Source organism: Olivibacter sp. XZL3 (genome assembly GCF_004368405.1).
In the GTDB taxonomy this organism is placed as follows: Bacteria; Bacteroidota; Bacteroidia; order Sphingobacteriales; family Sphingobacteriaceae; genus Olivibacter.
Genome location: NZ_SBJH01000033.1, coordinates 1 through 13,184 on the forward strand (window position 1 = coordinate 1; position 13,184 = coordinate 13,184).

The window sequence follows — 13,184 nt, forward strand, 5'->3', positions numbered from 1 at the left end:
CCACATTCCAACAGGATAGCAATAGCAAGTCTGATTGGAATTCTTTAGTTTTGGGTGTAGCTAGCTAGGGTAAGATTACAGCCGGATCTGGCCACGATCTGGAAAACAGGCAATATTGATACGATTTTGGTAGGTAGGGTATGTGTTAAATATAAACGTATCTTGCTGTTTATCTTAAAGTTTTTTATCAAGATACTCTTCAATCGTTATTATTTTAGTCTTCTTGTATGTTTCTAGAACAAGTAGATCTTTATCTCCGGTCACTAAATGGGTAGCCTTTCCATCTTCTGCGAGACCAAGCAGAAAATTGTCTTTTTCATCTCTACAAACCGTTACGTTGCTGGATGTATTGATAAATATTGATCTCAGTTTAAGTTCATGTAATAAAGTGGAGACATCTTCAAAGCTAAAATACTTTTTGAATTTAGGCCTTTGTGTAACTTCTATAAGTTCATCTAATAATTCTTGGGAAAATATAAGAGTAACCCTTTTATTGGAAAGGATGTAATCTAATTTCTTGTTGCCAGAGAGTAAATAACTGATCCATAGGTTAGTGTCTATAATTAAACTATCCTTTTTTTTCGGCATAGCGTTTAGACCTTACCAATTCAACTTCAGCTGTTATTTCCTCTAAACTTGGCGTATTGCCTTTCGCCTTAACCCGGATTTTTTCTAAAGCCTTAAGAAAACCATCTTCAGTCATCGGTTTTATTTCGATTAATCCCAATGAAGCTAAATCTTTGAGTAGCTTACCTGCTTTTGGATTCAGTATATCAACTTGGAGTGTACTCATGTATCAAAGATAGCAAAAGCATCAGGTTATTGCAAATATTAATATATACCACTTCACTTCTGCTTCAAGTTTCCAGATCATCTGCTTCATATCCGCTTCAAGCACCATTCAGGGCTGTTTTTAAACCAATCTGCTGCTTATGTTTGTGCCATGAAGCATGACATACCGGTATAAAAGATTGCGGATTGTAAAATTGAACTTTTAAATTTTAACAACATGGGAACTATTAGAAACGGAGCCAACGGAGGCTTCAAAGGTAAAGCGGGCAGTGTGATCGGCAGCAGCTGGAAAAGCATAAACTATATCAAAGGGCTCTATAAAAAGCGCTCTAAACCGGCTTCTGAAGAGCAGTTGATGCAGCAGGCCAAGTTTGCGCTGATCACGGCTTTTCTTTTTCCGATCAAGGCGCTGCTGCGCATCGGCTTTGGGCTGAAAAGGGCCAGTACCAATACGGGAATGAACATGGCCCTGAAAGCGAATATTGGAGAGGCTGTGGTGGGTACTTACCCCGATTATAGGCTGGATTATAGCAAGATTAAGCTGAGCGCGGGAGGACTGTTCACGGCAGGTAGCGAAACCATAAGCCGTACGGGTACTGAGTTAACAGTGGCCTGGAACACCACGGTAAATGCCGTGAGCGGCAATTCGGACGACTCGGTTTATATCGTGGTATATCACCCGGCTTCCGAGCAGTTTTTGACGACGGAGTCGGTGCCGCTGCGTAGCGATGGCGAGGCGACGATCAACATCCCTGCCCATATCAACGCCGGCGAAGGGCATGCATGGATTTTCTATGCAGAGCGGAAAGCAAAAGAGGTGTCTAAGAGCATCTATTTGGGAACGGTGTCATTTGATTAACCGGCAAGGTGGCGCCGCTACCGGCGCCGCCTGCCTTTATTATATGCGTATGTTACTGATTTCAGAACGGAACAGCAGGGGAAATGGAGAGGTAAACGGACGGCTGATTAACCAAACACGACTTAGTATGGCTGTGCGTTTCTTATCGCCCCTACGTAAAATAATAGCCATGGGCTATGGTAGGCATAATAAGAAAAGTGCTTTTAATATGGCCGTGGCCGACCTGATGCACAATGCTATTGAGGGGCTATATCCTGCATTGACGGTGAATCCGCAGAAGGTACGTCTCACAAAAGGTGGGCTGCTGTGCCCGCGGAGGCCTTCACCGCTACGTATAACGGATAAATTAACGGTGACTTTTGACCCGGAATTTGATGAATTGAGTGGCTTTGGCGATGACGAAGTTATCGTATGTGCATATAATCCGGATATAGCGGTGGCGGGTATCAATGAAGAGAAGTGCTTGAGACGGGATGGCGCCTTGGAATTACAGCTGCCGGTGCAGTTAGCGGATACACCGGTTATGGTTTACCTGTTTGCACGCGACCGTTCAGCAAAGCGCTATGCTAACAGTGCGTTTCTGGGTGTTTTTTAGTTGTCCGTTGCCGCTGTGAGCGCATTAAACGGAATAAGGGTACGCTTTCCGGGCGGATTAAGCTTTTTTTCGCGGGCAAAGAAAGTAAAAGTATAACTATAAGTATTTATAACAATGGAAAATTTTATTATCATCTACAGAAAATATCTGTTAATAACACTATTGATAGCCAGTATCTTGGCTTACCTTGTTTACCAACCGCTCATCCGCCTGGTGGATGTCACGGCGGCACCCATTGACTACGGTATCCTCAGCGCCATTTTAGTGGCTGCGGTGGCAGTGTTGAGCTTTGTTCAGCTCTGCCTCTGGGTGCTGCACCGGCATTGGCCTTTTTTAGGCGAGTATGCGGCGGAGCATTTTGAACGAAATTTTAAATCGTTATTATCCTGGCAAAAGGTGGGGTTTTACCTGGGCTTCTTCCTTGCCTTGCTCTATGCCTTTGTCATTGCTTTGGGAGCGTTATTATAGTAGTTGCCGGTTGACAGTTGTGAGTTGCCGGTTGTCAGTTGCTAGTGTGGGCGTTGATAGTAGTAGCGGATAATTGTAGCAGGAGTAAATAGTGCTTTTGAGCGTAGGGCAAAAAAGGAGGCTTCTGGACTAAGTGTCAAGAGAATTAGGCTAGAAGAGCTTGGAAAAATGTTCTGTGCGCATTATTTAAAATAAATCGGAATGAGTACCTGTGCGAACTAGTTCTAGTAGGTTGATCTCTTCTCTTCGGTCCAGATTAGAAGTAAATCCGGCTTTACATGGCATTCCCAATAACCGTTGTAATTACCACTAAGTTTATGTGGACGGTGCTTTTTGGAAAGACCTTTATGCCCGTTTTCAGCTAATACACTAATTAGCTCTTTTAATAGTTTTAAATCTTTGACAGATCGCTTTTTAAGTAGTTTTAGGTCTTTTAGGAACTTGGTTGAGGTAACGATTTTAAACATTAGGTTAAATCATATACTGTTCAATAGTTCATCTACACTATTGAACTTTTTTCCTTTGCCTGCTTTCAATTCGTTCATGGCAGCAATAGTTTCCGCATTAGGTTCCTTGCTGACCTTTTTAACTTTGACAATTACCCCAAGTTCTTTTAAATATGCTTTTACTAAAGCTGTTTTGTTGTCAGGGACTTTTATTTCAAGCGTTTCCATAATACACAAAAATACAGGAACAGCTTCTTTTTTGCAAATATAACAAGCTGAAAGTGCAAAGATTAGTGTCTACAATTCATGTCAAAGGGGTTTTTGTCTGCCAACTGCTGCGTCCGCAAGTCTAGGTCAAAAGTCGACACAACATAAGGTAACAAGGCCTCTAGGTATGAGGATTAATAAATTTTATGACTATCGGAAAGCTTACCTAAAAACAATTTGCTAGGCAGGCACCTATCGTTAGCGATAAAATCCGGCCTAGAAATATCCGGATAGAAGAGGCTAAGGAGTGGCAGAAGCTTTCACAGGAGATTTCAAGCCGGGAGTTTTTGGTTACTTTTTGCGGAAAAAAGTAACACAAATTTAAAAATAAGGGCTTTGGGTGTGATACCCGATAGTCATATAAATTTTTATCAGAAAAGAAATTAAAATGAAAAAGAAAATAAATCCGTTATTAATGATCACAATCAGTGTTATCATTATAAAAATACTGCTGTCACTATTGCTTCCGTCGCTTGGTAGCAATAAACATGCTGCACCATGCAGTTTGGCGAGGCAAGATGATATGCTTGCGGAAAAGATTCCTATAGAAACTACGCGTTTAAGGGTAAAGAAAATTTACGACAGCCAGCTGGGCGTGCGGGAGGCTACGGGCCATAATGACGGTGCGCAGGTGGAACGATACCTGCGCTATACCGGCCTTGGCAAAGGCCATGCCTGGTGCGCGGCTTTTGTATGCTGGGTGCTGGGGCAGGCAGGGGTGGATAACCCCAAAACCGCTTGGGCGGCTAGCCTCTTTCCAAAAAATAGGTTGGTGTGGTCACGTGCGAAGGCACTGGCAACGGGCAATCCGCAGCGGGCAACTATTTTTGGTATCTACTTTCCGTCTCTCAAACGCATTGCTCATTGTGGTTTTATTGACAAATGGAGCGAGAAGGAAGTGATCACTGTAGAGGGCAATACCAATGATAACGGTAGCCGGGAAGGGGATGGGGTATACCGCAAGCGGAGGCCGATTAGAAGCCTCTATGCGGTGGCAGATTGGATAGGGAGGGCAAGCTAATGAGCAGGTGTCTGATTTGTTTATGGAGTGCTGCAGGACTTTTATGGTCCTGCAATACCGCCAAATTTAAAACGAAACTTTCCGCTCAGGAAGTTTTATCGGTGAAACGCAATGCTGCTATTAGCGAAGTAAATGGTCGTAGTTTCGTGTCAGCAGATTCTTCAACGTACGATGTTCTATGGTGGTTGAAAGGAGATGCACAATGGCATCCGGATAGTGGTATGACCGCAGATGAGCTCTTGGTCCGTTACCGGGGCAAAGACTGGCGTAATGCCATGCTGTTGGATAGCGGGCAAAGAATGTATGAGACGCGAGACATGCTTCAGCAAGCAGCCGGTACGCAGGTGCAGGAAAAACAGAAAGAGCAAAAAAACTGGTTTCACTTGCCCTGGTGGGTATTTGTCGTACTTATACCGGGTGGCTACTATTTACTGAAGCGGTTTTATCGCTAAAATTTCCAACGCTGATTTAACACCGTCGGAATGTTTCTCTCCATAATTTCGATATCGGAATAATTTATACGGTACATTACCCGTAAATGATGACGTAAAAGCCCAGTCCGCTTAACCTTCAACAAGTGGTAACATACTTATACCGTTTTTTTTCGAAATTCGTTGGGGCTTGTTTTCCTGATTGTTTTGAAATAGTGCGACAAATGGCTTACGTCTGTAAAGCCAAATTCATTGGCAATTTCTTTTATTGTGAGCGTAGGGACGGCGAGGCGTTTCTCTATCAGCTTAATGCGGTATTTGCTTACATAGTCCCGGTAAGAGATACTAAAGTTACGTTTAAAATAAGCGCTGAAATAAGCGGGGGCGATATGGAAATGGTTGGCAATGTTTTTCATCAGCAACAGCTGCGGTTCGTAAATATGCTCGTGAATGTAGGAAATCAACTCTTCGTTGCCTGCTTGTGCCTTGTCCACACGAATGCTGTGCTTCATCGCCGCTTCGCGAATTAATCCGAAAATAGACAATAACTGATAATAGACCAAAGGCGACGAAGCAATGTCTTTTCGACTATTGTACGCCACGATATTGTCAATCGTATTGCGTAAAATCGACGCGCTAAGTTCGTCCATTTCGAGTTTCACTTCTTTCAATAATTTGTTGCGCATAATTTCTTCGGGAGAAGAAAAAAATAATGCATCAGGACGGTGTTGTTTGTGACTGGCAAAGTAACTGTCGGTAAATTTGATGAACGTAAATGCTGAGCGCTTTTTTACTTCAAAATAATGTTTGTCTTCTGGACTGACTATAAAAATATCGCCCGGATTATAGGGGAATCGGTTATTGTTCAAAATATGAACGCCGTAGCCTTTGCGGATATAAATCAATTCGTAGAAGGAGTGTTTATGCTTGGGTAAAGGGAATATCTCCACATTCCATTCGGTTACCACCAATGTTTCAAACTGTATCCTTCTCATGGCAGCTGTCGGTTCGTTGTGTTGTAAATGTACAAACTTATATCAGGAATATACAAATATCGGCAATCCTTGCGGCTTTAACTTTGCACAGCAAAAAATTAGAAATGAGTGCAAACCAGAATCTCAACGTCATGTCCAAAGCAACCGATAATCATAAAATCGTTTACCCGATTCTGTTTATGATCAGTCTTTCGCATTTATTGAATGACTTACTTCAGTCGATTATTCCATCTATATATCCGATCATTAAGGACGAATTTCAGTTGTCATTTGCACAGATAGGCATAATAACGTTTGTTTTTCAAATGACGGCTTCCATCTTTCAGCCCTTTGTGGGGGTTTACACAGACAAAAAACCTAATCCCAGGTTTTTAATTGCAGGCATGACTTTATCGATGACAGGGCTGTTGCTCTTGGCTTCTGCACATTATTACTCGATGCTGCTTTTTGCGGTAGCCTTAATCGGTATGGGGTCTTCGGTGTTCCATCCCGAAGCTTCGAGGGTGGCTCGACTTGCTTCCGGCGGACAAAAAGGATTGGCGCAATCTATTTTTCAAGTAGGTGGTAATTCGGGAAGTGCTATTGGACCGTTATTAGTTGCATTCATAGTGCTGCCATTGGGACAAAGTTATATAAGTGTCTTTGCCGTTCCAGCTTTCGTCGGAATTATCGTTTTATGGAAAATCGGAAACTGGTATGCCGAGCAATTGGCTATTGGGAGAACTTCGAAAAAGGCAGCCTTTGCAGCTGATGTCCATTTGTCACGTAAACGCGTCGTGTTTTCCATCATCATTCTTTTGGTACTGGTGTTTTCAAAATATATTTACTTGGCATCTATGAACAACTATCTTACTTTTTTTCTTATAGAAAAGTTTCATGTGTCAGTAAAGGACGCTCAAGTGTGTTTGTTTGTTTTTGCGGCGGCTGTTGCGATAGGAACTATTTTAGGGGGCAAGTTGGGTGATAGATACGGGCGAAAGAACATTATTTGGATTTCCATTTTGGGCGCGGCACCTTTTACGCTTTGTCTGCCTTATCTGCCCTTTGGATGGACAGTCGTTTTTACTGTCCTAATCGGTTTGATCATCGCCTCCGCATTTTCGGCAATTTTAGTGTTTGCGACGGACCTTATGCCTGACAAAGTTGGTTTGATAGCGGGATTGTTCTTTGGTTTTTCCTTCGGAATGGGAGGCATCGGCTCCGCGATGCTCGGTGCAATAGCCGATAGCAGCGGCATCGAATATGTATTTAAAATCTGCGCTTTTCTACCGCTTCTAGGCGTAATTACAGCTTTATTACCTAAAATATCAAAGACGCAGATAACCGTATAGCCCCTTCATAACCGCTATTAAAAAGATAAAAGTTTCATTGGTGCAAGAACGATAAACCGGTGTACCGGCTAATATCATGTGATTATTAGCTAAAATAGGCGTAGAGCCGCATAGCGATTCTTTATAGCTTTATAAAAAATAAAAAAGTGCTAGGTTTCCTTTCTTATGCCGTTGGTTTATAGGTGCTTGTATTTTTTCTGTGGTTTTAATGGAAAATGTCAAGGCATGTTGTAAGGAAAGTCCTAGATTGGAAGGTTAAACAAATTATTCGGATGAAACCTGCATAAATTACTATAAACAAAAGGATATGAATAATTTATGCAAGATTCATTGCCATTAGAAAAACAATTTATTCGAATGAAAATTTACAAGTTATTTTTGTGTGTTATTCTGTTTGTTGTTGTTATGACCGAGGGTGTTACGACCGCTCGGGCACAAAGCGGAGATCAGATATTGGACGGAATCGGTGAAACCGGAATGATAGCCCGTTACGTGTTTGATGGAAATGCCAAAGATTGGTCTAGAAATAGTTTGCACGGCGAGCTTCAAGGCTCCGGAGCTAAGTTTGTCAGTGATGATCGGTTTGGAAAGGTGTTATCGCTCTCTGGGAAAGAAGGCGATTTTGTAACGCTACCGGGCGAAGCGTTAACCGATTTAGAATCGCTTAGTATATCCGGATGGATATACCTACGTTCGGATCAGCCGGGCCAACGCTTTTTTGATTTCGGAAAGGATGCCACCAACCGTTTTTTTGCGGCCCCTGTAGGCACTGATGTTCAGAAAGGCTACCAAGCCTTGATAACAGCGGGAAAAGGCGATGAAAAGGGAGCGCTTGCTGCTGCTATAGAAACGAATAAGTGGGTTCATCTTGCCGTCGTAATAGATGTTGCCTCGAAATCGTTGACTACCTATGTTGACAGTAAGCCAGCTGGAGAAGCGAAGAATATTTCGATGGAATTGGCAGAGGTATTTGGTCAACAGGGAGGCGAAAAAAATCTGCTTTATATCGGAAAATCACTATTGTCGGAAGATCCGAATCTGAATGCTTTGATACATGATTTTCGCATTTACCGTGTTCCGCTAACGAGGAGACAGGTTGCCGGCATTTATTACAATGCACTGAGAGGCAACCGGGAAGGTGCGGTCAATGTGGGCAAGCCTGAAGATAATCTTCAACAGTTTCCTGAAACGGAAGCCCAGCTTTATAACGCGTATTTAGTGAATGTATCCGATGTGGAGGTGGAGACCGAAGTAGGAACGTTGCCCCGATTACCAAGTTATGTACAGGGGACTTACCGGAAAGGGCTAAACGGACCAAAAGTTCGTGTCTTATGGCCTGCTCCTACAAACAATAGTGATGTACTTGAAGCAGGGCGTTATACCGTTACAGGGCGCGTTGCGGGAACGGATTTTCAACCGAAGGCATATGTGACGGTAAAGGAATCCAACAAGTCAACGGCGCCCGGCTTAAAATTGGAGACTTTTGATTTAGATCAGGTTTCGCTGAAAACCGACCTTCATAATCACCAAACTAAGTTTATCGAAAATCGCGATAAGTTTATAACGACATTGGCTAAAACCGATCCGAACTCTTTTCTCTATATGTTTCGCCATGCTTTTGGTCAACCGCAGCCGGAAGGAGCAAAGCCTTTGGGCGTTTGGGATAGTCAGGATACCAAATTAAGAGGCCATGCCACCGGACATTACCTGACGGCAATTGCACAGGCCTATGCCGGTACGGGATACGACAAGGAGCTCCAAGCTAATTTCGCCGAAAAAATGGAGTATATGGTAAATACGCTCTACGAATTATCACAATTATCCGGAAAGGCGAAAGAAGGGAAGGGGGCCTACGTGTCCGATCCGACGGCTGTGCCGTTCGGTCCCGGAAAAGCAGCTTATGACTCCGATCTCAGTGATACAGGCATTCGTACCGACTATTGGAATTGGGGGGAAGGGTTCATCAGTGCTTATCCTCCGGATCAGTTCATCATGTTGGAACAGGGAGCCAAGTACGGAGGTCAGAAGAATCAGGTCTGGGCACCGTATTATACCTTGCATAAAATATTGGCCGGTTTATTGGATATTTATGACGTAAGCGGTAATAAAAAAGCGCTTGAAATAGCTACGGGCATGAGCGATTGGGTATACGCACGCTTGAGTCAGTTGCCAACCGAGACGCTCATCAAGATGTGGAATACCTACATTGCGGGCGAATTTGGTGGTATGAACGAGGTGATGGCTCGCTTGTACCGGATTACAAACAAACCGAACTACCTTAAAACAGCACAGCTATTTGACAATATTGATATGTTCTTTGGCGACGCAAAGCATTCGCATGGCTTGGCCAAAAATGTGGACACATTCCGTGGCTTGCATGCCAATCAACATATACCGCAGATTGTAGGAAGTATCGAAATGTATCGTGTCTCCGACAATCCGGAATACTATAGCGTGGCGGATAACTTTTGGTACAAGGCCGTCAACGATTATATGTATAGCATTGGAGGCGTCGCCGGTGCACGTAATCCGGCGAATGCCGAATGTTTTATCAGTCAGCCAGCCACATTATACGGAAACGGTTTCTCTGCCGGCGGACAGAATGAAACCTGTGCCACGTATAATATGTTAAAACTGACCAGTAACCTGTTTCTCTTCGATCAGCGCGCCGAGCTGATGGACTACTATGAGCGTGGCTTGTATAACCATATTCTCGCTTCGGTAGCCAAGGATAGTCCAGCTAACACCTATCATGTGCCGCTCAGGCCCGGATCCATTAAGCAATTCGGTAACCCGAATATGACAGGATTTACCTGCTGCAACGGTACTGCTATAGAGAGCAGTACTAAACTGCAAAATTCAATTTATTTTAAAAGCAAGGATGACCAGGCTCTTTATGTCAATTTATACATACCATCCACACTAAAATGGACGGAGCGTAATGTAACGGTGGAGCAGACTACCGATTTTCCGAAAGAGGACCAGACCCGCTTGACGATTAAAGGGAGCGGCAGATTTGACATCCATGTGCGCGTGCCGGCTTGGGCTACCAAAGGGTTCTTTGTGAAAATTAACGGTACATCGCAAAAGCTCCAGGCTACGCCGGGCAGCTACCTGAAAATAAGCCGCGATTGGAAAGATGGTGATATCATAGAATTAAAAATGCCTTTTTCTTTTCATCTCGACCCGGTTATGGATCAGCAAAACATAGCGAGTCTGTTTTACGGGCCGATCTTACTGGCCGCTCAAGAGCCCGAAGCAAGAAAAGAATGGCGTAAAGTAACCTTCGACGCTAAAGATATCGCTAAATCAATTAAAGGTGATCCGCAGCAGTTGGAGTTCACCATTGACGATGTGGTCTTTAAGCCCTTTTACGAAACGTATGGGCGTCATTCTGTTTACTTGGATGTCAAGTTGAAATAGACCGTTTCTGGTCTCATGTAAATTGCGGCCACGCAAACGCGTGGCCGCAATTTGATTGGCTTACAGAGATACATCATAAACGATGATTCACAACAAACCTGCCTTTCGCTTTGCCTTCAGAAATCGTTTTCAGCACGTCTGCTAACTGTTCCAAAGAGATTTCTTTGGTCATGTCCTTTAAACGCGTCGGCTTCCATTCATCGGCCAATAAATTCCAAATCTTTTCTTTGAAGTTTATGGGTTGTTCTACGGAATCAATTCCTATAAGTTTAACTCCGCGCAAAATAAAAGGAAATATACTGGTGGAAATTTGCGCTGATGCGACGTTGCCGCAGCAAGTTACAACGCCATTATATTTTAATGACTTCAAGATGCCTGACAGAACATCGCCTCCAACGGTATCGATTCCTGCGGCAAATTCGGCGCTGGACATGGCTTTGGCGTTGTATTTTTCAACGAAGGCCTCGCGCGGAACCGAGGCCGCCGCGCCCAGTATGTCTGTCAGGAAGCCCTCGTCATTTTTTCCCGATATGGCCACAACCTCATATCCCAATTTAGATAAAATGGCAACAGCGATGCTGCCCACTCCGCCGGTAGCGCCGCTGACGGCGATTTGACCGCTATCTTTGTCGATGCCCGCCTCGATAAGGTTGAAGACCGACAAGCCCGCCGTTAGTCCCGCTGTGCCGAGGCTCATTGCTTCAAATGGAGAAAGGCTTGCCGGAAGCGGGACAATCCATGCGGCAGGAACGCTTATATATTCTCCAAAACCACCCCATGTGTTCATCCCCAAATCGTATCCGGTAATGAGGACTGGATCGCCTTCTTTAAACCGATCGGAAGCCGAAGATGCGACCCGGCCTACTGCATCTATGCCCGGTATATGGGGAAATCTCCTGGTAACCCCTCTGTTTCCTGATGCCGATAAGGCGTCCTTGTAATTTACAGAAGAGTAATTCACTTTGATCAAGACTTCATTTTGACGCATTTCCGCAAAGGGAACCTGCTCAACGCTCGCATTAAAAAGACCGTCTTTTTCTCGTACCATTAATGCTTTAAACTGCTTATCCATATTGATTGTTTTTTGTAAATTTGAAGAATAAAAAGTTATTAAACAATAACTTACATTTGGTTCTCATACTGAATTAAAGTACGGTTTTGTTGATAATCAATGAAAAAAAATATGGGTGAAATAGAAAAAAATGCAAAACGACGCTGATCGTTTTGATTAAAAAAGGACGTAATCGCTTCAGTGAAATGAAGAGAACGCTTCCTACTATTAGTGAGCGTATGATAGCGAAGCAGTTGGATGAACTGGAAGTAGACGGTATTATCACCCGCAAGGTTTTTAATGAAGTTCCCCTAAAAGTGGAGTATTATTTGACAGCGTATGGCGAAAGTTTATATCCCATAGTGAAAGAAATGAGAAAGTGGGGATACATACATCTCGAAAACAACAATAAGCAAAAGGCGGTAAAAACCGGTTAAATATTGATCTCGGCAAGTTTGAGACAAACCTGCCCGCTACATCTTAATATATACGTACCGGACAGGCCTATTTCCCGTTGAGGCTGCTTTCATTAGCCTATGGATAATCCCAGTAATTTGTAAAATTCCCGCAGAATCGCAGGGTGACCGGGCCAAGCTGGAGAGGTAACCAAGTTGCCGTCTACGATGGCCTCATCGGCAGGAATATTTTTCCAGGTGCCGCCGGCCAGTTCAATGTCAGGTCCGATCGCGACATAAGCCGTCAGTGTTCTTCCGGCCAGTACCTTTGCGGCAGTGAGAATCTGGATGCCGTGACATATCGCCGCTACCGGCTTGTTCTGTTCAAAAAAATGCTGCGTAATCGCTAGCACGCGTTTGTTGAGCCGCGTATATTCCGGAGCCCGTCCTCCGGCAATATAAATACCGTCGTATTCGGAAGGGTCGACGGAGTCAAAATCTGCCGTAATGGCAAAGCGGTGTCCGGGTGTTTCCTTGTAGGTCTGATCGCCCACAAAATCATGAACGGCAGTTGGTACCGTGTCGCCTTTCTTCCGGTCTGGAGCAATGGTATCTACCGATAATCCTACAGATAGCATTGCCTGGTAGGGAACCATCGCCTCGTAGTCTTCCACATAATCGCCAGCTAACAATAAAATTTTCTTTGCCATGATAAATGTTCTTTGGTTTAACTTCGATTTACGCAATGAAAATACGAAATACTTGCTGAAATAGCATGCGCTATTGCCATGTAATTGTCAATATCAATTTCGGATTTCCAATCCGAGATCGGTCGTTCATTACCCAATCCTTTATTCTTTTCCTGAAAGCGGCTCAATGTGGTCAGGATAATCGTGTTTTATTCTGTAAATCACATTAAAAGCAACTTGGTTTCGTGATTCATATACGTCCTATATGAATTTTTGTTGTTTTTTTAAAAAGTAAACTATTGATAAATAGTAGTTTGTGCTTTATGTTTAAATATAGGTTGTTTGGTCTAAAATATTATTGCAATTTTGTTGCTAAATAGTAATATTGAAGTTAAAAGTGTGCCAGTCGTCGAAATATCTA

Annotated in this window: 14 protein-coding genes and 1 pseudogene; 8 read left to right on the forward strand and 7 right to left on the reverse strand. The window is 43.5% G+C overall.

What is annotated here, in order from left to right; translation table 11 throughout:
• Positions 1–174: 174 nt before the first annotated feature.
• Together EPX21_RS08095 and EPX21_RS08100 are read right to left on the reverse strand one after the other, a co-directional pair.
• The gene (locus EPX21_RS08095; protein WP_134089166.1) at positions 175–588 is read right to left on the reverse strand and encodes a putative toxin-antitoxin system toxin component, PIN family; all 414 of its coding nucleotides are present in this window, start codon (positions 586–588) and stop codon (positions 175–177) included.
• Complete coding sequence (locus EPX21_RS08100) at positions 569–793, reverse strand: hypothetical protein (RefSeq protein ID WP_134089167.1); 225 nt, start codon at positions 791–793, stop codon at positions 569–571. Before EPX21_RS08100 ends, EPX21_RS08095 begins: the two co-directional genes overlap by 20 nt.
• Positions 794–1,009: 216 nt before the next feature.
• Here EPX21_RS08100 and EPX21_RS08105 point away from each other — a divergent pair, with 216 nt between their 5' ends.
• The 3 genes from EPX21_RS08105 (at position 1,010) to EPX21_RS08115 (ending at position 2,714) form a co-directional block, all read left to right on the forward strand.
• Positions 1,010–1,651, forward strand: coding sequence for a DUF6266 family protein (locus EPX21_RS08105; RefSeq protein ID WP_134089168.1), 642 nt, complete (start codon positions 1,010–1,012; stop codon positions 1,649–1,651).
• Positions 1,652–1,694: 43 nt separating this feature from the next.
• Complete coding sequence (locus tag EPX21_RS08110; protein WP_255502053.1) at positions 1,695–2,246, forward strand: DUF6266 family protein; 552 nt, start codon at positions 1,695–1,697, stop codon at positions 2,244–2,246.
• A gap of 114 nt (positions 2,247–2,360) precedes the next feature.
• Entirely contained in the window at positions 2,361–2,714 is a 354-nt protein-coding gene (locus tag EPX21_RS08115) for a hypothetical protein (protein WP_134089170.1), read from the forward strand.
• Positions 2,715–2,938: 224 nt separating this feature from the next.
• Here the strand turns inward: EPX21_RS08115 and EPX21_RS23435 are convergent, their stop codons facing one another.
• Both EPX21_RS23435 and EPX21_RS08125 read right to left on the reverse strand, forming a co-directional pair.
• A complete protein-coding gene (locus EPX21_RS23435) occupies positions 2,939–3,181 on the reverse strand; it encodes a type II toxin-antitoxin system mRNA interferase toxin, RelE/StbE family (protein WP_206106028.1) in 243 nt (80 codons plus the stop codon).
• 9 nt (positions 3,182–3,190) lie between these two features.
• On the reverse strand, positions 3,191–3,388 hold the full coding sequence (locus EPX21_RS08125; RefSeq protein ID WP_134089171.1) for a hypothetical protein: 198 nt from the start codon (positions 3,386–3,388) through the stop codon (positions 3,191–3,193).
• 427 nt (positions 3,389–3,815) lie between these two features.
• Here EPX21_RS08125 and EPX21_RS08130 point away from each other — a divergent pair, with 427 nt between their 5' ends.
• Positions 3,816–4,448: a peptidoglycan-binding protein gene (locus EPX21_RS08130; RefSeq protein ID WP_240768592.1), complete on the forward strand. Its 633-nt coding sequence runs from the start codon at positions 3,816–3,818 to the stop codon at positions 4,446–4,448.
• Positions 4,448–4,900: a hypothetical protein gene (locus EPX21_RS08135; protein ID WP_134089172.1), complete on the forward strand. Its 453-nt coding sequence runs from the start codon at positions 4,448–4,450 to the stop codon at positions 4,898–4,900. Before EPX21_RS08130 ends, EPX21_RS08135 begins: the two co-directional genes overlap by 1 nt.
• A 137-nt stretch (positions 4,901–5,037) precedes the next feature.
• On the opposite strand, the gene EPX21_RS08140 is transcribed toward EPX21_RS08135, so the two are convergent.
• Positions 5,038–5,874 carry an AraC family transcriptional regulator gene (locus EPX21_RS08140; protein ID WP_134089173.1) on the reverse strand — a complete coding sequence of 279 codons (837 nt, stop codon included), beginning with the start codon at positions 5,872–5,874 and terminating at the stop codon, positions 5,038–5,040.
• Between the two features lie 104 nt (positions 5,875–5,978).
• On the opposite strand from EPX21_RS08140, the gene EPX21_RS08145 reads away from it, so the two are divergent.
• Both EPX21_RS08145 and EPX21_RS08150 read left to right on the forward strand, forming a co-directional pair.
• The gene (locus EPX21_RS08145) at positions 5,979–7,205 is read left to right on the forward strand and encodes an MFS transporter (protein WP_134089174.1); all 1,227 of its coding nucleotides are present in this window, start codon (positions 5,979–5,981) and stop codon (positions 7,203–7,205) included.
• 357 nt (positions 7,206–7,562) lie between these two features.
• Entirely contained in the window at positions 7,563–10,628 is a 3,066-nt protein-coding gene (locus tag EPX21_RS08150; RefSeq protein ID WP_134089175.1) for a beta-L-arabinofuranosidase domain-containing protein, read from the forward strand.
• A 73-nt stretch (positions 10,629–10,701) separates the two neighbouring features.
• Here EPX21_RS08150 and EPX21_RS08155 read toward each other — a convergent pair whose 3' ends face one another.
• Positions 10,702–11,700, reverse strand: coding sequence for a YhdH/YhfP family quinone oxidoreductase (locus tag EPX21_RS08155; protein WP_134089176.1), 999 nt, complete (start codon positions 11,698–11,700; stop codon positions 10,702–10,704).
• 140 nt (positions 11,701–11,840) lie between these two features.
• On the opposite strand from EPX21_RS08155, the pseudogene EPX21_RS08160 reads away from it, so the two are divergent.
• Positions 11,841–12,116, forward strand: a pseudogene (locus EPX21_RS08160) (winged helix-turn-helix transcriptional regulator); the annotation flags it as partial.
• A 92-nt stretch (positions 12,117–12,208) separates the two neighbouring features.
• Here the strand turns inward: EPX21_RS08160 and EPX21_RS08165 are convergent.
• Positions 12,209–12,784, reverse strand: a complete 576-nt coding sequence (locus tag EPX21_RS08165) for a DJ-1/PfpI family protein (RefSeq protein WP_134089178.1) — start codon at positions 12,782–12,784, stop codon at positions 12,209–12,211.
• Positions 12,785–13,184: the final 400 nt, after the last annotated feature.